Genomic DNA, 18,431 nt, shown 5'->3' on the forward strand with positions numbered 1-18,431 from the left:
ACGGCGTCCTGTTGCTCATCGTCACGCGAATGCGAGGGCGGGGCATCCCGGCCTGAGCCAGTCCGGCGACAGGAGGCCGCCGGTTGGCACTTCGGACAGGGAGAGCGGTGTCCCGGACGGGCGAAGACCGTCGGCGTCCCGACGGCTCCTCGGAGCTCTCAGACGGGCCGGGAGGCGCCGGCGAAGGGCATCTGGTCGATCGGCGCCATGCGGACCGCCGCACCGGGCCTCGGGGCGTGGATCATCTGCCCGCCGCCGACATAGAGCCCGACATGACTGATCCCGGAGAAGAAGAACACCAGGTCACCAGGGGCGAGTTGGGAGCGCCCGATCCGCCGGCCGGCGTTGATCTGGGTGTATGTGGTGCGAGGGAGGGACACGCCGGCGGAGCGCCAGGCGGCCTGGGTCAGTCCCGAGCAGTCGAAGGAACCGGGTCCCGTCGCGCCCCACGCGTACGGCTTGCCGATCGCGCCGTAGGCGAAGGCGACGGCTGCCGCGGCACGGGAACCCGATGCCTGGACCGGGCCGCCGGTGGTGGGCGCGGCCGGGCCCGTCAGCGGTCCCTGGCCGGCGTACTGGGCGCGCTGCCGGGCGGTGAGCCGGTCCAGCAGCCGCTGGGCGTCGTCGAGCTTTCGCTGGACGGTGGACTTGTGCCGGGCCAGTTCGGCCTGGCGGGCCTTGAGATCGGCGAGTTCGTCGTCGGCCCGGGTGCGCAGCTCGGTGATCTCCGCGAGTTCCTTGCGGATCCTGCTGATCGTGTCGGCCTGGCGCGCTCCGGCCCGTTCGGCGAGCGCGGCGCCTTCCAGATACCGCTCAGGCCGTGAGCTGAGAGCGAGCTGCACAGCCGGGTCGAGGCCGCCGCTGCGGTAGTGCTCGGTGGCGATCGCGCCGAGTGCGTCGCGTGAGGTGTTGAGGCGTTCCGTCCTGCGGGTGGCCTCGTCACGCAGCTCCGTCAGCGAGGCGAGGGCGGCGTTCGCTTTCTCCTTCGCGCCGTTGTACCGCTCGGTGGCGGCTTCCGCCTGCTCGTAGAGCTTGTCGACCTTGGCCTTGACCTGGGCCGGGGTGAGGCGGGGCTCGGCGTCCGCGGGACCGTCGAAGGCCGCGACGGTCGCGGCCCCGGCGAGTGCCAGAATGACGGCTGTGCGGCCTGCGGGGCCGGTGAACGGGCGCTGCTTACGTTTTCGGTGCGCTGCCACGGGGGCGGTCCTCTTTTTCATCCGTACACATACTGCGGTGGCGGTCGGCCACCCGGAGGAGGACGTTAAGGGCCAAGGTCAGGGCCCGGTGCCGGCATGGCCGGTATTGGCAGGGAGCTGGAGTTTCGAGCACGCTTTGTGACCGGGCCGATCAAGCGGAAACACGCCCTCCGGTCGGACGCGACCGATACGGAACAATGCCGCACCTCGCCGAAGAGAGGTGATATGGCCCGGGCTACGCTCCGGCCCATGGACGTACTCATCAATGTCTTCGTCGCTCTGCACATCATCGGCATCGCCTCGCTGCTCGGCGGCTTTCTGACCCAGATGAAGGCGATGAGCGCGGGCACGGCCCGCTTCAGCCCGGCGATGCTGCACGGAGCGCTGACGATGCTGGTCACGGGCGTGGTCCTGGTCGGCCTCAACCAGGGCGAGGGACACTCGGTGAACACCATCAAGATCGGCGTCAAGCTGGCGATCCTGATCGTGATTCTGGGCGTCGTGTATGTGAAGCGGGACGACGAGGTGGCCCCGAAGGCGCTGTTCGGCACGGTCGGCGGTCTGACGGTGGCCAACATCCTCATCGCCACGCTGTGGATCTGACCGTTCCGCGGGACCGCCGCCGTGCGCGCGCTCGACGCCGGCCCCGCGAGGGTTCGCCGGACGGGACGGGCCGTTACCGGCCCGCCACCGGTCAGGCCGGGCGGACGCTGCCGTAGATCGGCATGTAGTAGATGGACTCCTCGCGGACGCTCGCGCCCGGTTTGGGAGCGTGGATCATCATGCCGTCGCCGATGTAGATGCCGACATGGCTGATGTCGTCGTAGAAGAAGACCAGATCGCCGGGGAGCAGATCCTCGGTGGCGACGCGGCTGCCGGCCTTCACCTGGTCCCAGGTGGTACGCGGCAGTTCCACGCCCGCTTCCTTCCAGGCGGCCTGCGTGAGGCCCGAGCAGTCGTACGAGCTGGGGCCTGTCGCTCCCCAGACATACGGCTTGCCGATCTGGGAGCGGGCGAATGCCAGCACCTTGGCGGCCTTGGCGGAGTAGCTGCCGGAGCCGGCCGAGCCGGTCCCGGTGCCCGCCGACGGCGCCTGGGCCTGTCGCTCCGTCTCCGCCTTGGCCCGCTCCTCGGCCTCGGCCCTCGCCTCCGCCTTTCGGCGCGCCTCGTCTTCCTTCCTGCGCTCCAGCGCCGCCAGCCTGGCCTTCTCCTCCGCGGTGAGCTGCGACAGCAGCGTGCGCGCGGCGCCGAGCTTCCGCTGGACGTCCTGCTTGCTGGTCCGCAGCGCGGCCTGCGAGGCGGTGAGCGACTCCAGGCTCTTCGCCGCCTCGGCGCGCTTCTTGCCGGCGGCGGCCTGCTGCGACTGGAAGTCGGCGACGGCTCTGAGCTGACGGTCGCCCAGCCGGTCCATCAACTGGGTCTGGTCGAAGTACGACTGCGGGCTGTCCGCGAATATCAGCGCGGCGGTCGGCGTGACCGCTCCTTCCCGGTACTGCGCGGCCGCGTAGGTGCCGAGCGTACGGCGGGCCTCGTTCAGCCTGTCCGCCCGCTCGGCGACATCCCGCAGCGCGCGGTCGACCGTGCGCCGCTGCTTCTCCGTGGCCTCTTTCGCCTTGTTGTACTGCTGCGTCGCGCCACCGGCCTGGCGGTACAGATCGTCGACCTTCTTCTGTACCTCTTCGACGGACGGCCTCGGCTCCACGGGCGCGGCGTTCGCGCTGCCTGCCGAGAGCAGGGTGACCGAGGCGAGAGCGGCTGTCGTGATCCCGACGGCGGGGGAGCCGGTGCGTATTCCGGTACGGCTGCGCGTTCTGCGATGCGACGCCAAGGCGGGCATCTCCTTCCGTGGGACCCCGCCGGCGCCGGACCTCCGCACGGAAGGCCCGGATTCGGCGTGGGCAGCCCGCTTGGCGTGGTTCGCCGTCGGGGGTTCGGGCTGCCTGGTCGAGCACGCTAACCAAACGGTGGTGCTGGTGTGAAGGTCGATGGCCGATATGCCCGATACATTTTCGTGACCTTTGTGCTTGTGCTGTTCGGAGGCGGGTATGGAGAGGCTCGGTGTCACGGTGAGTGATCGCGAGGCCGCCGTCCGCCGGAGAATGCCGGACACTGCCGCGGGCTGTCGGTCCGGCGGTCGAGGGGCTGTCCGGTCGGCCTTCGCGGATCGGCCCGGGGTGGCTGGTGCGATGCGTCGCAAGGCGGAGGATCGTGCGCGTACTGGATATACATGGACGACTCCGACAGTGCGGCGAGGTGCCGGGCAAGGCGTTCCGGGCCCACAAAGGCCGACCGGACAGGGCCTAGACTCGGACAGCGATGAGCAGCCTCTTTGACGACAGTTTCCTGGCGGACCTCCAGCCCTCCGGTGACGAGCACCCGCCGCCGCCCGAGGACGATGGCGACCATGCCCCGGAGCAGGTGCCCGACGACCTGTTCCAGGGGGCCTTCGACGCGCCTCCGGCGCGGGATCCGTACCACCGCGACGGCGCTCCGCGCACCGTGGTGGACCCGGCCGCGCTGCTCGAAGGGCTGAACGACGAGCAGCGCGCCGCCGTCGTGCACATCGGATCGCCGCTGCTCATCGTGGCCGGGGCCGGATCCGGCAAGACCCGTGTGCTGACCCACCGGATCGCGCATCTGCTGGGCACCCGAGGTGTGCATCCCGGTCAGATACTGGCGATCACCTTCACCAACAAGGCCGCGGGTGAGATGAAGGAGCGCGTCGAGCAGCTCGTCGGCCCGCGCGCGGCCGCCATGTGGGTGATGACCTTCCACAGTGCCTGCGTACGGATCCTGCGGCGCGAGTCCAAACGGCTGGGCTTCACGTCGTCGTTCTCCATCTACGACGCCGCCGACTCCAAGCGCCTGATGGCCCTGGTCTGCCGCGATCTGGACCTCGATCCCAAGCGCTATCCGCCCAAGTCCTTCAGCGCCAAGGTCTCGAATCTGAAGAACGAGCTGATCGACGAGGAGGCGTTCGCCGACCAGGCGGCCGACGGCTTCGAGAAGACGCTCGCCGAGGCGTACCGGATGTACCAGGCGCGGCTGCGCGAGGCCAATGCCCTGGACTTCGACGACATCATCATGACCACCGTCCATCTGCTCCAGGCGTTCCCGGACGTGGCCGAGCATTACCGGCGGCGCTTCCGGCATGTCCTGGTGGACGAGTACCAGGACACCAACCACGCCCAGTACACGCTCGTACGTGAGCTGGTGGGCCCCGCCGGCGAGGACCACGACCCGGCCGAGCTGTGTGTCGTCGGCGACGCCGACCAGTCGATCTATGCCTTCCGGGGCGCGACGATCCGTAACATCCTTCAGTTCGAGGAGGACTATCCGAGCGCGACGACGATCCTGCTGGAGCAGAACTACCGCTCCACGCAGACGATCCTCAGCGCGGCCAACGCGGTCATCGAGCGCAACGAGAGCCGCCGTCCGAAGAATCTGTGGACCAAGGCCGGAGCCGGCGCGCAGATCACCGGTTTTGTCGCGGACACCGAGCACGACGAGGCGCAGTTCGTCGCCGACGAGATCGACCGGCTGACGGACGCGCGCGAGTCCAAGGCGGGCGATGTCGCGGTCTTCTACCGTACGAACGCACAGTCCCGTGTCTTCGAAGAGATCTTCATCCGGGTCGGGCTGCCGTACAAGGTGGTCGGCGGAGTCCGCTTCTACGAGCGCAAGGAGGTCCGCGATGTGCTGGCCTATCTGCGCGTGCTGGCCAACCCGGAGGACAACGTCCCGCTGCGCCGGATCCTCAATGTTCCCAAGCGCGGGATCGGAGACCGCGCGGAGGCGATGATCGACGCTCTCGCGCTGCGGGAGAAGATCACCTTCCCGCAGGCGCTGCGGCGGGTCGACGAGGCGTACGGCATGGCGGCCCGCTCCGCCAATGCCGTCAAGCGCTTCAACACGCTGATGGAGGAGTTGCGTACGGTCGTCGAGTCGGGCGCCGGGCCGGCGACGGTCCTGGAGGCCGTGCTCGAACGGACCGGCTATCTCGCGGAGTTGCAGTCCTCCACGGACCCGCAGGACGAGACGCGAATCGAGAACCTCCAGGAACTCGCCTCGGTGGCACTGGAGTTCGAGCAGGAGCGCGGCCAGGAGCAGGGCCAGGCCGACGGCGCTCCGGGCGGCGACGGCGGCGCGGCTGCCGCCGCCACGACCGGCACTCTCGCCGAGTTCCTGGAGAAGGTGGCGCTCGTCGCCGACTCCGACCAGATTCCCGACGAGGACGAGGAAGGCTCCGGTGTCATCACGCTGATGACGCTGCACACCGCGAAGGGCCTTGAGTTCCCGGTGGTGTTCCTGACAGGCATGGAGGACGGCGTCTTCCCGCACATGCGCGCCCTCGGCCAGACGAAGGAGCTGGAGGAGGAGCGGCGCCTGGCGTATGTCGGCATCACGCGCGCCCGTGAACGGCTCTATCTGACGCGGTCGTCGATGCGGAGCGCCTGGGGCCAGCCCTCGTACAATCCGCCGTCGCGCTTCCTGGAGGAGATCCCGGGACACCACCTGGAGTGGAAGCGGACCGGCGCGCAGATCCCGGCGGGCCCGACGTCCGCGATCGCGTCCTCACTGTCCTCGACGTCCTCGCGGTCGAGGTCCGGCGGCGGCCCCTCGGGCTTCGCCACCCGGCGCACCACCGACAAGCCGGTGATCTCACTGGTGGTGGGAGACCGTGTCACACATGACCAGTTCGGACTGGGCACGGTGACGGCGGTGACGGGGACGGGCGCCGACGCCCAGGCGACGGTCGACTTCGGAGACACCAAGCCCAAGCGGCTGCTGCTGCGGTACGCGCCGGTGGAGAAGCTGTAGACCGGGCCCGTACACGGCGGCGGCCCTCTCCGGGATTCAGCGAGGAGAGGGCCGCCGCCGTGTACGGGCGTTTCGTGTGTGGGTGTTACGACGGGTTGAGGCCGTGGCTGCGGAGCCAGGGCAGCGGGTCTATCGCGGAGCCGCCTCCGGGGCGCACCTCGAAGTGCAGGTGCGGGCCGGTGGAGTTGCCCGAGTTCCCGGAGTAGGCGATGACCTCGCCGGCCTTGACCGTGCCGGAGCGGATCTTGGTGCTGCTGAGATGGCAGTACCAGGTCTCGGTGCCGTCGGGAGAGGTCACGATGGCCATGTTGCCGTAGGCGCTGTTCCACTGGGTGCGCACGGTGCCGTCGGTCGCGGCCATCACCGGTGTGCCGTACGAGACGGGAAAGTCGATCCCGGTGTGCACGGACATCCAGTTGACACCGGCCTGGCCGTAGAAGGCGCTGAGTCCGTGTTGCGCGACGGGCAGGGCGAACTTGGGCCGCAGGGCCTCCTTGCGCGCCGCTTCGTCCGCGCGCCTCTTCTTCTCGGCCTCCTGCCGGGCCTTGAGGTCGATGCGCTCCTGGGTACGGCTGGCGCGGTCACCGAAGTCACGGGCGTCGGCGCTGAGCGCGGCGAGCTGGGTGTCCAGCTTGTTGTTGGCGGCGACGGGTTTCACGGAGCCGGGATCGGCGGCCGACGCCGTGGTGGTCGTGTCGTCCTGCTCCTCGCCGCCGGCGAGTCCACCGACGGAGGCGGCGGCGATACCGGCGACGCCCATCACACACGCGGAGGGAACGGCGACGGTCAGCAGTGCGGAGCGCTTGGCGGGCGTACGGCGGCGGCCACGGCCGCCGTTTCCGCTGCCGCCGGCCCGGCGCACGGGCTGCGGTGTGACATTGATGGCCGGTGCGGTCATGGTCGCGGCCATATGCACCGGATCGGGTCCGGGGCCGGATTCGCGGTCCGCCTCCGCGTCCGGTCCGTCGCCGGACTCCTGCTCCTGAGCGCCGTGTTCGGCGTCGGTGTCGTACGGGCCGTCCTGCTCGTACTGTCCCTCGGGGGCGTACTGACCGGCGGCGTCGTACTGTCTTGCCGGTTCGTGCTGCTCGTGCGGGGTGTACTGGTTGTCGGCGCCGTACTGGCTGTCCGCCTCGTACGGGGTCTCGGGGTGGTACTGCTCCGGCACGACGGCTTCCACGAGGACCGTGTCCTGTGGCCCGGTCCGCACCGTACCGGCGGTGTTCCAGGCGGTGGCGTCGTACGCGCCGGTGTCGAACGTGGGCGCCATCCACTGAGCGGTCGGCTCATACGCGAACGGCGCGCTCTGGAGTTGTCCGGCGTCGAACTGCGCGGTCTCGAACTGTGCGGCCTGCGCGGCGGTCATCTGGCCCGACACGCCGTAAGCGAATCCGGTGGCGTCGAACGCTGTCTGGCCGGTCCCGTTCAGCGGATCCGCCTGGTTCCAGGCGTTCGCGTCCCACTGGGCGGTGGCGTCGGGCTCGGCCTGGCCCCGTATGTCCACCGGCTGCTGATAGCCGGCGTCGGCGGTGACGGTGGCCCACTGGCCGCTCGTGTCGTACTGCGGCGTGGCGTACGCGTCGTATCCGGCCGTCTGGTGGGCTCCGGTGCCCCACTGTGCGGAGTCGTACTGCCCGCTCTGAGCCTGCGGGTCTCCGTAACCGCCCGGAGCACCGGAAAGGTTGCCGAAGAGAGGGTCTGTCTCGTAGCTGCCGTTCTGGTAGCCGTCATATGCGGCGTACCCGGCGTGGGCGTGCTGGTCGTTCACCAACTTCTCTCTCGCCTCGGCAGCAGAACCAGGGTCTGAGGTCCGGTCCTTCGCAGGAGGACCCCAGAGGGAAAGCAGTGGCCGCGACTGTACCCGGCGGTATGCGACGGCGACAATCTTCGGCAGGTTTTAGGGTCCGGGGAAACGGGCATTCGGCCGTGTTTCGGCGGACTGCGGGCACAGCTTTGGCCCTACGTTCGAAACGTGTTCGAGCAATGTGCTGGTGGAGCGGCCGTCCGGACGGCCGGGTCCCGGTCAGGCGACGGAGAAGGTCCCGTCGGAATCCGGAGTGCTCTCGCCGGCCTTGAGTCCGCTGCCGAGAGCGCCCTCAAGACCGTCGTCGAGGCCGTCCTCAAGGATCTGCCGGATGCCGGCCGCGACCGCCGGGTGGACGGTCAGGGCGAGATGGCCGACGCCGCTCACCCGTACGTTCTGGGTGAGGAGATCCGGATGCTCGATACACGCGGCCGCGACCGGGCTCATGAGCTGGTCCAGATCGCTCCAGAAGCTCACGAACCGCGTACGGCAGCCGGGCGCCGGCAGCCGCAGCTCCTCGATCAGGGCCGATCCGGGCCGCATCTGCCGTACGACGGGGTGGGCGCTGGCGAGCGGTGCGAAGGCCGTGCCCTCGTGCGGGGTGCCGAGAGTGACCAGGGTGCGGATCCGGCTGTCGCCGCCCAGGCGCTGCACGTAATAGCGCGCGATCAGGCCGCCGAGGCTGTGTCCGACGACATCCACCTGACGGTGACCGGTGCGGGCGCAGATCTCCTCGATGTGCCGGTCCAGCAGCGCGGCGGCGGTACGGATGTCGCAGGTCAGCGGCGAGTAGTTGAGGGAGATGAGATGGCGCCAGCCGTGCCGGGCCAGCGAGCGGCGGAGCAGGACGAAGACGGAGCGGTTGTCCACGAAGCCATGGAGCAGGACGACAGGCGGACGGGAGCGGCCCTCGGTCGGGAGCTGTGAGGCCTCCGGTGGCAGGTCGGGATCGCGGCGCTCCTGACCGATTCCCGCCGGATAGAGGAAGAGATGACCGGCGAGGATCGCCAGATCGATCGCGGTGGCCCTGACGAGGGCGACGGGGAGAGAGGCGGCCCGGAGCAGTGACTCGGGAAGCGTGGCCTGGGGTACGCGGCTCACGCAGCGCAGAAGCGACGGAAAGAGCGGCAGTACATCCATGGCCGACCTCCGAACGGCACCCGGCGGGCGGCTCTGACCTCCGCGTGCCCTCATGGGGCGCCGCCGGTGACCGCGCCGGACCGTGCCGACGAGCCGGAGCCGGCGTACCGGCGGTGCCACCGCGTCACGCGGCTGGCGGCACGGTGCCGGTGAGGCGGCTCCCTGTGCGGCTCCCCTTGCGGCCGCTCCCGTCCGGCAGGGATGCCGGACATTCGGAACGGCGCAAAGCGAACATGTCCCACGTGTGATTTCCCCCTCGCCGACCTCCCCGAAACGGGAGGGTGCGGGATGCTGTAGATAACGTTCGTTCACCTCTCCGGGCCATGGCGGGCGCGGGGACCCGTGCCAATGACGGCGCAGTCGGTATGTGGAGGCAGTGATGGGTGTGACCGGTCCGATCCGTGTGGTGGTGGCCAAGCCGGGTCTCGACGGCCACGATCGCGGGGCCAAGGTGATCGCGCGCGCACTGCGCGACGCGGGTATGGAGGTCATCTACACCGGACTCCATCAGACTCCCGAGCAGATCGTGGACACCGCGATCCAGGAGGACGCCGACGCGATCGGTCTGTCCATCCTCTCCGGCGCGCACAACACGCTCTTCGCGAAGGTGATCGAGCTGCTGAAGGAGCGCGACGCGCAGGACATCAAGGTCTTCGGCGGCGGCATCATCCCGGAGGCGGACATCGCTCCGCTCAAGGAGAAGGGCGTGGCGGAGATCTTCACGCCGGGTGCGACGACGACATCCATCGTGAGCTGGGTCAACGCCCATGTCCGCCAGCCGGCCGGTGCCTGACCCGGCCGGCGCCGGGACCCTGGTGTGCCCCGGCCGTCTCCGCTTGCCGGCCGGGCGGCTCTACCGTCCGGCCGGTTCCGGCGATTCCGCCAGTTCCGCCAGCATCCGCGCGCGCAGGCGCAGCGTGGAGACCAGCCGCTGGAACGCCTCCGACCAGTAGCCGCCCGCGCCGGGTGAGGCGCCCTCCGGTTCGTCGGGGGTCGCCGTGAGGAGTTCCAGCCGGCTCGCTTCCGCGGGATCGAGGCACCGTTCGGCGAGGCCCATGACACCGCTGAAGCTCCAGGGGTAGCTGCCGGCGTCGCGGGCTATGTCGAGCGCGTCCACGACAGCGCGGCCGAGCGGCTCTGCCCAGGGCACGGCGCAGACGCCGAGGAGCTGGAACGCCTCCGACAGGCCGTGGGCGGCTATGAACGCGGCCACCCAGTCGCTCCGTTCGGCGGCGGGCAGCGTGGCGAGCAGCTTGGCGCGTTCGGCGAGGGACGATGTGCCGGGACCGGCGGACGGGGATGTGCCCGGCGGGCCCAGCAGGGCGGCGGACCAGCGCGCGTCCCGGACGGCCGCCCGGCACCACGCGGCATGCAACTCGTCCGCCCAGTCGTCCAGGACGGGCAGTGCGACGATCTCCTCCGGTGTCCGGCCGCCAAGCCTGGCCGGCCAGACGGACAGCGGGGCGGCCTCCACCAACTGGCCCAGCCACCAGGACCGTTCGCCGCGTCCGGTGGGCGGGGCCGCGACCACGCCGTCACGCTGCATGTCGGCGTCGCACTCGTGCGGCGCCTCGACCACGACGGCCTGCCGGCCGCCCGTACGGTCCAGGCTCACACAGGTCGCCGCACGGGCCGCCATCCGTCCCGCGAGAGCCGACAGCGGCAGCGCGGAGAGCAGTTCGGCGGCGGTGGACCGGACATTGCGGCTGCGGTCCGACAGGGCCCGCTCCAGGAACGGCTCGTCCGCCCCGGACAGTCCCGTACGCAGCGAGTCGAGGAACATCAGCCGGTCCTCGGCCCGCTCGGTGGACCAGGTCGAGGCCAGCAGCTCCAGCGCGGCCCGCCCGTCCCTGGCCCGTACGGCGGAGAGCAGGGTGACCCGCTCGGCGAACAGGCCCTCCTCCCAGAGCAGCCGGACGGCCCCGGTGTCCGCCGGGTCCGGCACGACGGAGCCGCCCGGCGCGCTCCGCAGCGCGAACTTCCACTCCGGATTCAGCCGGGCGAGCCAGAGCCCGCGCGGTCCGGCGAACCTCAGGGCGCCCGGACGCAGATCGGTGCGCGCGCGGGCCGCGTCGAGCAGCGCGGGCAGGAGAGGCGCGGGCGCGCGGTAGCCGTGTTCATTGGCGGCGGCGAGCCACTGCGGCAGCAGCTCGGTGAGGTCCGGTGCCGTACCGCGCCGGCCGCCGCCGCCCGACGGCGCCGACCGGTCCGCGAGCAACAGCGCGAGCCTTCTGCGGGCCGGCTCGGGCAGCGGCGCGCGGCCGTCGTGGGACGCGGGCTCGGGACGCTCGGCGGCGCGCGCCGGGAGCAGGCCCGCTCTGCGCCGTACGGTGTGCAGCGCCGCGGCGTCCAGCAGAGCGACGGGCGCGTCCTTGCCGGGCGCCATGACCTCCGCCGCCGGGGCACGGCGGTCCGTGCCGAGCAGCGCCGAGGTGACAAGCTCTTCCCAGGGCGTGCTCCTGGTGATGCTGATGGTGCTGGCCATCTGGGCCTCCGAAAACGCAGACGCGGTCAGGTGAGCGGAACTGTCCCCGGGATGTCCTCGGACCAGGCCGCGAGCGGATGGAAGCCGCGGTGGCCGCACTCGCCGAAGACCGTGACCGGGCCGCCGCCGGACAGCGCGGCGAGCTTCCAGGGCCCGGGATATGAGAGGGCGGAGGGCGCGACGGGCAGTGCGGATCCGCCGTCGGCGTCGGCCAGTTGCCAGCCGCCGTCCGCCTCCGGCACCGGTATGACCCGGGACAGCGTCACCGGCCAGGAATCCAGCCAGGGATCGTCCCGCAGCGCGGAGCCGTAGGCATCGACCGCCGCGGCCGTGGATCCGCCGGGCGGTGGTGTACGGATCGGAGCCGGCGGGCCGAACTGCTCGCCCCACTCGGCCCGTAGCTGTCCCGCGCCCTCGTGCGGTGTGACCTCGGCCTCGATCATCGCGCCCACCGGCAACGCCAGTTGAGGCGTCCGGCCGGCCGCTCCGAAGGACAGCACCAGCGCCGAGCGCCCGGTGTCCCTGCCGTACAGCCGGATACGGCGGGTGATGAGCTTGCCTTCCGACGAGTCGTACTGAGCGAGGACCAGCCAGTGGTCGCGGACCGGCGGACCGCCGGCCGGCGACGGCAGGCCGACCCGGGTGCGGACCGTCGCCGCCAGCGGCTCCGGCAAACGGTCGAGCCGCTGCCAGCCAGAATTCAGCAGATGCAGCAGCGCGGACTCCTCCAGCAGCCGCACCGGCCATCCCGGACCCGAGCCCGGGATGGCGCCCAACTCCCGTGCCCGCCCGGCCAGTCCCGGTGCCTGGGCGTCGATCATCCGGGCGGCCGTCTCCTCCCAGGGGCCGTATCCGGACCGCTCCGCCGCGGCCAGCCCGCCCCGCAGCAGATCCGTCAGCCGCTGCTCCAGCTCCATGGCGCCCGCCGAGATCCGCGCGGCCCTGCGCTCCGCCCTGCGTCTGGCGGCTTCCGGGTCGGCCGTTTTCCCGGACCCGCTCCCGCCGGGGCTCGCCTCGCTCCGCTTCCGGCGTCCTTCGAGCCATTCACCGGCCCAGTCGGGCGCTTCGGCGCGCTCCGTCGCCGTCTCGTCCGCCGCCCAGAGCAGCAGCAGCCCCAGCGCGTGCTTGCACGGGAACTTCCGGCTCGGGCAACTGCACTGGTAGGCGGGGCCCGTGACGTCCACCACCGTCTGATACGGCCTGCTGCCGCTGCCTTCGCACAGGCCCCACACGGCTCCCGCGCCGCTGCTGCCCGTGTCCGACCACGGCCCGGCCGTGCTCAGTCTGCCGCCCGCCTTGCGTGAGGCGGCGTCAGGAGCCAGAGCCAGCACCTGTTCCGTTGTCCAGCGCACCCCCGGTTGATTCATGCGGCCGACGTTAGGGGCCACCACTGACAATCTCGTTGACCTGCGGATTCAGCGGAGTCCGACGGCTTGACTTTGCCTCGCCTTTGCGATGGGCTGCGAGCTTCAGACGTCTTGGATCCGGGGGATCACCGATGAACCGCACCATCCGCGCATCCGTCGGCGCCGTCGCCGTCGCGTGTCTCGCGTTCGGCCTGGGCGCCTGCTCCGCCGCCGAACGGGTCGACAAGGCCGTCAATGAAGAGATCGACGAGGCGGTCGGCGAAGAGGTCGACAAGGTGATCAACGAAACGTACGAGGTCACGTACGAGGTCACCGGCAAGAACATCGACTCGATCGACTTCCACGCGGGCGGCGGTGACGCCATGAACCCCAAGATCGAAACGGTCGAGAAGCCCACGCTGCCGTGGAAGCGGACGGTCACGCTGCGCGGGATCATGCCGCCGGTCGTCACGCCGATCGCCGTGGACCCGGCAGGCACCGAGGTCAACTGCAAGATCATTTATAAGGGTGACGTCATCAAGGAGGCGTCGGGCGAGGGCCTGGCCGCGGGAGGCGGCTGTATCGCCGTCTCACCGATCGTGAAGTAACCGCTCCTCAACCAGCCTCCCCAGCGCCAGGATTCACCTCCTGAGCTGCGGCGACGGCCGATTGTCAGTGGCGTGGTGCACGGTGGGACCCACATCCGGTCGATCGATCTGGAGGGGGATCCATGTCCGTGCCCGAAACCACCGAGACCGCCGCGGTCACCGGCGGCGAGGTCCTGCGCCCGCATGCCGAGGACGCGTTCGCCGACGAGCTCACGGCCCTGGCCGCGGCGGACGACCGGCCGCGGCCCGTCAAGTGGCGGCTGTCGCCCTGGGCCGTGGCCACCTATCTGCTCGGGGGCACGCTGCCCGACGGGACGGTGATCACGCCGAAGTACGTGGGACCGCGGCGGATCGTCGAAGTCGCGGTCACCACACTCGCCACCGACCGGGCGCTGCTGCTGCTCGGCGTGCCCGGCACCGCCAAGACCTGGGTCTCCGAACATCTCGCGGCGGCCGTCAGCGGTGACTCGACCCTGCTGGTGCAGGGCACGGCCGGTACGCCGGAGGAAGCGATCCGCTACGGCTGGAACTACGCGCGGCTGCTGGCCCACGGCCCCAGCCGCGACGCGCTGGTCCCGAGCCCGGTGATGCGCGCCATGTCCGAGGGCATGACCGCGCGGGTCGAGGAGCTCACCCGTATCCCCGCCGATGTGCAGGACTCGCTCATCACGATCCTGTCCGAGAAGACACTGCCGGTGCCCGAGCTGGGACAGGAGGTGCAGGCCGTCCGCGGATTCAATCTGATCGCCACGGCCAATGACCGCGACCGCGGGGTCAACGACCTGTCGAGCGCGCTGCGCCGGCGTTTCAACACGGTGGTGCTGCCGCTCCCGGCCACCGCCGAGGCCGAGGTCGACATCGTCTCCCGGCGCGTCGCCCAGATGGGCCGTTCGCTCGACCTGCCGTCCGGTCCCGAGGGCATCGACGAGATCCGACGGGTCGTCACGGTCTTCCGCGAACTGCGCGACGGTGTCACGACCGACGGCCGTACGAAGCTCAAGTCCCCGTCGGGGACGCTCTCCACGGCCGAGGCGATCTCGGTCGTCACCAACGGCCTGGCGCTCGCGGCCCACTTCGGCGACGGCGTGCTGCGACCGGGCGACATGGCCGCGGGCATCCTCGGCGCGGTCGTCCGCGATCCGGCCGCCGACCGGGTGATCTGGCAGGAGTATGTCGAGACGGTCATCCGTGAGCGGGACGGCTGGAAGGACTTCTACCGTGCCTGCCGAGAGGTGAGCGCATGACCCCGGCGTCCGCGCCGGAGGCTCTCCGGACCGCCGCCGGCGTCCCGGGCGGCGCGTCCGGCGCCGGGGCTTCGCGACCGGGACCGCTGCTGCTGGGAGTGCGGCACCATGGGCCGGGATCCGCGCGCGCCGTGCGGGCCGCGCTCGACGCCGCCGCGCCACGGACCGTGCTGATCGAAGGCCCGCCCGAGGCCGACGCGTTGCTGGCCCTCGCGGCCGACGAGGCGATGCGGCCGCCCGTCGCGCTTCTCGCGCATGCGGTCGACGACCCGGTACGGGCGGCGTTCTGGCCGCTGGCCGAGTTCTCTCCGGAGTGGGTCGCGCTCCGCTGGGCGCTGGCACATGACGTACCGGCGCGGTTCATCGATCTGCCCGCCGCGCACTCGCCCGCGCTCACCGCGCCGGACGAGAAAGAGAGCGGGCCCGAGGCCGGCGAAGTGCGGACCGACCCGCTCTCCGTTCTCGCCGAGGCCGCCGGATACGACGACCCCGAGCGCTGGTGGGAGGACGTCGTCGAGCACCGGGGAGCGGGCCGCGCCGGCGACCCGTTCGCGCCGTTCGAGGCGGTCGCCGAGGTGATGGGCGCACTGCGCGAGGAAGGCGCGGAAGGCAAGGGATACGACGACGGCGGAGACCGGCGGGATCTCGCCCGTGAGGCCCATATGCGGCTCCAGCTTCGCGGCGCCCGCAAGGAGTTCGGTGACGACGGCGTCGCCGTCGTCTGCGGTGCCTGGCATGTGCCCGCGCTGGCGAGGAAGACCACCGTCGCCGCCGACCGCGCGCTGCTGAGAGGACTGCCCAGGGCCAGGATCGAAATGACCTGGGTGCCCTGGACGCACCGCAGGCTGGCCCGGCACAGCGGTTATGGAGCAGGGATCGAATCGCCCGGCTGGTACGGACATCTCTTCGGCGCGCCCGACCGTCCCGTGGAGCGCTGGCTGACCAAGGTCGCGGGCCTGCTGCGGGAGGAGGACCGGATCGTCTCCTCCGCGCATGTCATCGAAGCGGTACGGCTCGCCGAGACGCTCGCCGTGATGCGCGGCCGTCCGCTGGCCGGTCTCAGCGAGACCACCGACGCCGTCCGGGCCGTGATGTGCGAGGGATCCGATGTGCCTCTCGGGCTCATCAGGGACCGGCTGGTCGTCGGCGATGTCCTCGGTGAGGTGCCGGACTCGGCGCCCGCCGTGCCGCTGCAGCGCGATCTCACCCGCGCGCAGCGCTCACTGCGCCTCAAGCCCGAGGCGCTGGAGCGCGAGCTGGACCTCGATCTCAGAAAGGAGTCCGACGGCGAGCGCAGCAGGCTTCTGCACCGGCTGCGGCTGCTCGGCATCGGCTGGGGCGAGCCGGCCCACGGCCGGGCGAGCACCGGCACCTTCCGGGAGAGCTGGCGGCTGCGCTGGGAGCCCGAGTTGTCCGTCCGGATCGCGGAGGCCGGAGTCTGGGGCACGACCGTGCTCTCCGCCGCCACCGCGAAGGCCGAGTCCGGAGCCGTGTCGGCGACCGCGCTCGCGGAGGTCACGGCGCTGGCCGAGCGCTGTCTCCTGGCCGGTCTGCCCGACGCTCTGCCGGTGGTGATGCGGGCCCTCGCCGACCGGGCCGCGCTCGACGCCGACGTCGGTCACCTCGCACAGGCGCTGCCCGCGCTGGCCCGCTCGCTGCGGTACGGAGACGTACGGTCCACGGACACCGAGGCGCTGGGCGACGTCGCGGCCGGGCTCGCCGAGCGGATCTGCGTCGGCCTGCCACCCGCGTGCGCCGGGCTCGACCCGGACGGCGCCGCCGAGATGCGGGGACACCTCGACAGCGTCCACACCGCGATCGGTCTTCTTCCGGACGGCGGCCGGGATCTGGGCGGACGCTGGGAAGCCGTGCTGCACACACTGGCGGAGCGGGACACCGTGCCCGGAGTGCTGCGCGGGCGGGCCGCACGGCTGCTGCTGGACGGCGGCCGGCTGGCGGAGGACGAGGCCGCGCGGTTCATGGGGCTCGCGCTGTCTCCCGGCACACCGCCGGCCGACGCCGCGGCCTGGATCGAGGGTTTCATCGGCGGGGCGTCCGGCGGAGGGATGCTCCTGCTCCACGACGAGCGCCTCCTCGGCCTCGTCGACGCGTGGCTGACCAGCGTCTCCGGTGACGCCTTCACGGATGTGCTGCCACTGCTGCGCCGCACCTTCTCCGCGTATGAGCCCGGTGTGCGCCGCACGCTGGGCGAGCTGGTCAGGCGCGGGCCCGCCGCCGGTGGACCGGTGGACTCCGGGGCCGCCGCGCCCGGCTTCGGCCCCGGCCTCGACGAGACGCGGGCGGACGCCGTGCTGCCGGTGCTCCGGCTGCTGCTCGGTACCGGTGTGACCGCCCCGGGTGACGACCGCACCGGCGACGACCGCACCGGCGACGACGACCAGATGGGAGTGACGGGATGAGTACGGACGGGACGGACCGGACCCGAGGCACGGACGAGCGGCTGCGCCGCTGGCGGATGGTGCTCGGTGGTGAGAGCGCCGACGGGACGGGATGCGCGCTCTCCGGTACGGACGCGGCGATGGACGGCGCGCTGTCCGCCCTCTACGGCTCCGGCAAGGCGGCGGGTTCGGCGGGTTCGTCAGGCCGCTCCGCCGGGCTCGGCGCGTCCGCGCCGTCCGTCGCGCGCTGGCTCGGAGACATCCGTACATACTTCCCCAGCTCCGTCGTCCAGGTCATGCAGCGCGACGCGATCGACCGGCTCGGGCTCTCCGCACTTCTGCTGGAGCCGGAGATGCTGGAGGCGGTCGAGGCGGACGTCCATCTCGTCGGCACGCTGCTCTCGCTCAACAAGGTGATGCCGGAGACGACCAGGGAGACGGCGCGTGCCGTCGTGCGCGGAGTTGTCCAGGACATCGAGAAGCGGCTCGCCACCCGCACCCGGGCCACTCTGACCGGCGCGCTCGACCGGTCCGCGCGGATCAGCCGGCCGCGCCACCGGGACATCGACTGGGATCGTACGATCCGGGCCAATCTCAAGAACTACCTCCCGGAACACGGCACGGTGGTGCCCGAGCGGCTCATCGGATACGGCAGGGCCTCGCAGTCGGTGAAGAAGGAGGTCGTCCTCTGCATTGACCAGTCCGGGTCGATGGCCGCGTCGGTCGTCTACGCGTCCGTCTTCGGCGCGGTCCTCGCGTCCATGCGCTCCATCGCCACCCGGCTCGTCGTCTTCGACACCGCGGTCGTCGACCTCACCGACCAGCTCGACGATCCGGTCGATGTCCTCTTCGGCACCCAGCTCGGCGGCGGTACGGACATCAATCGCGCGCTCGCCTACTGCCAGTCCCGGATCACCCGGCCCGCCGACACCGTGGTCGTACTGATCAGCGATCTGTACGAGGGCGGCATACGCGACGGCATGCTCAAGCGGGTCGCGGCGATGCGGGCCTCGGGCGTGCGTTTCGTGGCGCTGCTCGCGCTGTCCGACGAGGGAGCGCCCGCCTATGACCGCGAGCACGCGGCGGCCCTCGCGGCACTGGGCGCACCGGCGTTCGCCTGCACGCCCGATCTGTTTCCGGAGGTGATGGCGGCCGCGATCGAGAAGCGTCCTCTTCCCATACCGGACACGGCGGCCGCCCGGTAATAATGGGTGAGTGGCACGGGACCGGTCCGGGTGGCGCGGGCACCGGCCGCGGCGCGGTCGGCACCCGATCGGCGACGGATCGCACCGCTCTGTGACAGGTATCACCGCTCAGGTGTCATCCGCGATTTAGGGACCCACGGCCCACGGAGATAACCTGCGAGACGGACATGCCGCGTACCGGAC

At 71.2% G+C, this 18,431-nt stretch carries 13 protein-coding genes; 7 read left to right on the forward strand and 6 right to left on the reverse strand.

Annotated features, from left to right (window positions below; all coding sequences use genetic code 11):
- Positions 1-158: 158 nt before the first annotated feature.
- On the reverse strand, positions 159-1,196 hold the full coding sequence (locus PV679_RS16510) for a C40 family peptidase (protein ID WP_319681004.1): 1,038 nt from the start codon (positions 1,194-1,196) through the stop codon (positions 159-161).
- A gap of 249 nt (positions 1,197-1,445) precedes the next feature.
- Between PV679_RS16510 and PV679_RS16515 the strand changes: the two genes are divergently transcribed.
- Positions 1,446-1,799 carry a hypothetical protein gene (locus PV679_RS16515; RefSeq protein ID WP_319681005.1) on the forward strand — a complete coding sequence of 118 codons (354 nt, stop codon included), beginning with the start codon at positions 1,446-1,448 and terminating at the stop codon, positions 1,797-1,799.
- Between the two features lie 91 nt (positions 1,800-1,890).
- On the opposite strand, the gene PV679_RS16520 is transcribed toward PV679_RS16515, so the two are convergent.
- Positions 1,891-3,033 (reverse strand): NlpC/P60 family protein, encoded by a 1,143-nt coding sequence (locus PV679_RS16520; RefSeq protein WP_319681006.1) that lies wholly within the window; start codon positions 3,031-3,033, stop codon positions 1,891-1,893.
- A gap of 479 nt (positions 3,034-3,512) precedes the next feature.
- On the opposite strand from PV679_RS16520, the gene pcrA reads away from it, so the two are divergent.
- Positions 3,513-6,017 (forward strand): DNA helicase PcrA, encoded by a 2,505-nt coding sequence (gene pcrA, locus PV679_RS16525; protein WP_319681007.1) that lies wholly within the window; start codon positions 3,513-3,515, stop codon positions 6,015-6,017.
- Between the two features lie 85 nt (positions 6,018-6,102).
- Here the strand turns inward: pcrA and PV679_RS16530 are convergent, their stop codons facing one another.
- Positions 6,103-7,785, reverse strand: a complete 1,683-nt coding sequence (locus tag PV679_RS16530) for a M23 family metallopeptidase (RefSeq protein WP_319681008.1) — start codon at positions 7,783-7,785, stop codon at positions 6,103-6,105.
- 255 nt (positions 7,786-8,040) lie between these two features.
- A complete protein-coding gene (locus tag PV679_RS16535; RefSeq protein WP_319681009.1) occupies positions 8,041-8,961 on the reverse strand; it encodes an esterase/lipase family protein in 921 nt (306 codons plus the stop codon).
- A 379-nt stretch (positions 8,962-9,340) separates the two neighbouring features.
- Between PV679_RS16535 and PV679_RS16540 the strand changes: the two genes are divergently transcribed.
- Entirely contained in the window at positions 9,341-9,754 is a 414-nt protein-coding gene (locus PV679_RS16540) for a cobalamin B12-binding domain-containing protein (protein WP_319681010.1), read from the forward strand.
- Positions 9,755-9,814: 60 nt separating this feature from the next.
- Here the strand turns inward: PV679_RS16540 and PV679_RS16545 are convergent, their stop codons facing one another.
- Positions 9,815-11,446: a DUF5691 domain-containing protein gene (locus PV679_RS16545; RefSeq protein ID WP_319681011.1), complete on the reverse strand. Its 1,632-nt coding sequence runs from the start codon at positions 11,444-11,446 to the stop codon at positions 9,815-9,817.
- A 26-nt stretch (positions 11,447-11,472) separates the two neighbouring features.
- Positions 11,473-12,813, reverse strand: coding sequence for an SWIM zinc finger family protein (locus PV679_RS16550; RefSeq protein WP_319681012.1), 1,341 nt, complete (start codon positions 12,811-12,813; stop codon positions 11,473-11,475).
- Between the two features lie 131 nt (positions 12,814-12,944).
- Here PV679_RS16550 and PV679_RS16555 point away from each other — a divergent pair, with 131 nt between their 5' ends.
- The 4 genes from PV679_RS16555 to PV679_RS16570 all read left to right on the forward strand — a co-directional run bounded on the left by PV679_RS16555 (position 12,945) and on the right by PV679_RS16570 (position 18,248).
- The gene (locus PV679_RS16555; protein ID WP_319681013.1) at positions 12,945-13,400 is read left to right on the forward strand and encodes an MmpS family transport accessory protein; all 456 of its coding nucleotides are present in this window, start codon (positions 12,945-12,947) and stop codon (positions 13,398-13,400) included.
- A 122-nt stretch (positions 13,401-13,522) separates the two neighbouring features.
- Positions 13,523-14,644, forward strand: coding sequence for an AAA family ATPase (locus PV679_RS16560; protein ID WP_319681014.1), 1,122 nt, complete (start codon positions 13,523-13,525; stop codon positions 14,642-14,644).
- Entirely contained in the window at positions 14,641-17,064 is a 2,424-nt protein-coding gene (locus PV679_RS16565; RefSeq protein WP_319681015.1) for a DUF5682 family protein, read from the forward strand. Before PV679_RS16560 ends, PV679_RS16565 begins: the two co-directional genes overlap by 4 nt.
- Entirely contained in the window at positions 17,061-18,248 is a 1,188-nt protein-coding gene (locus PV679_RS16570) for a VWA domain-containing protein (RefSeq protein WP_319681016.1), read from the forward strand. Before PV679_RS16565 ends, PV679_RS16570 begins: the two co-directional genes overlap by 4 nt.
- Positions 18,249-18,431 lie beyond the last annotated feature (183 nt).

This window comes from Streptomyces sp. AK02-01A (assembly GCF_033795305.1).
Classification (GTDB): Bacteria; Actinomycetota; Actinomycetes; order Streptomycetales; family Streptomycetaceae; genus Streptomyces.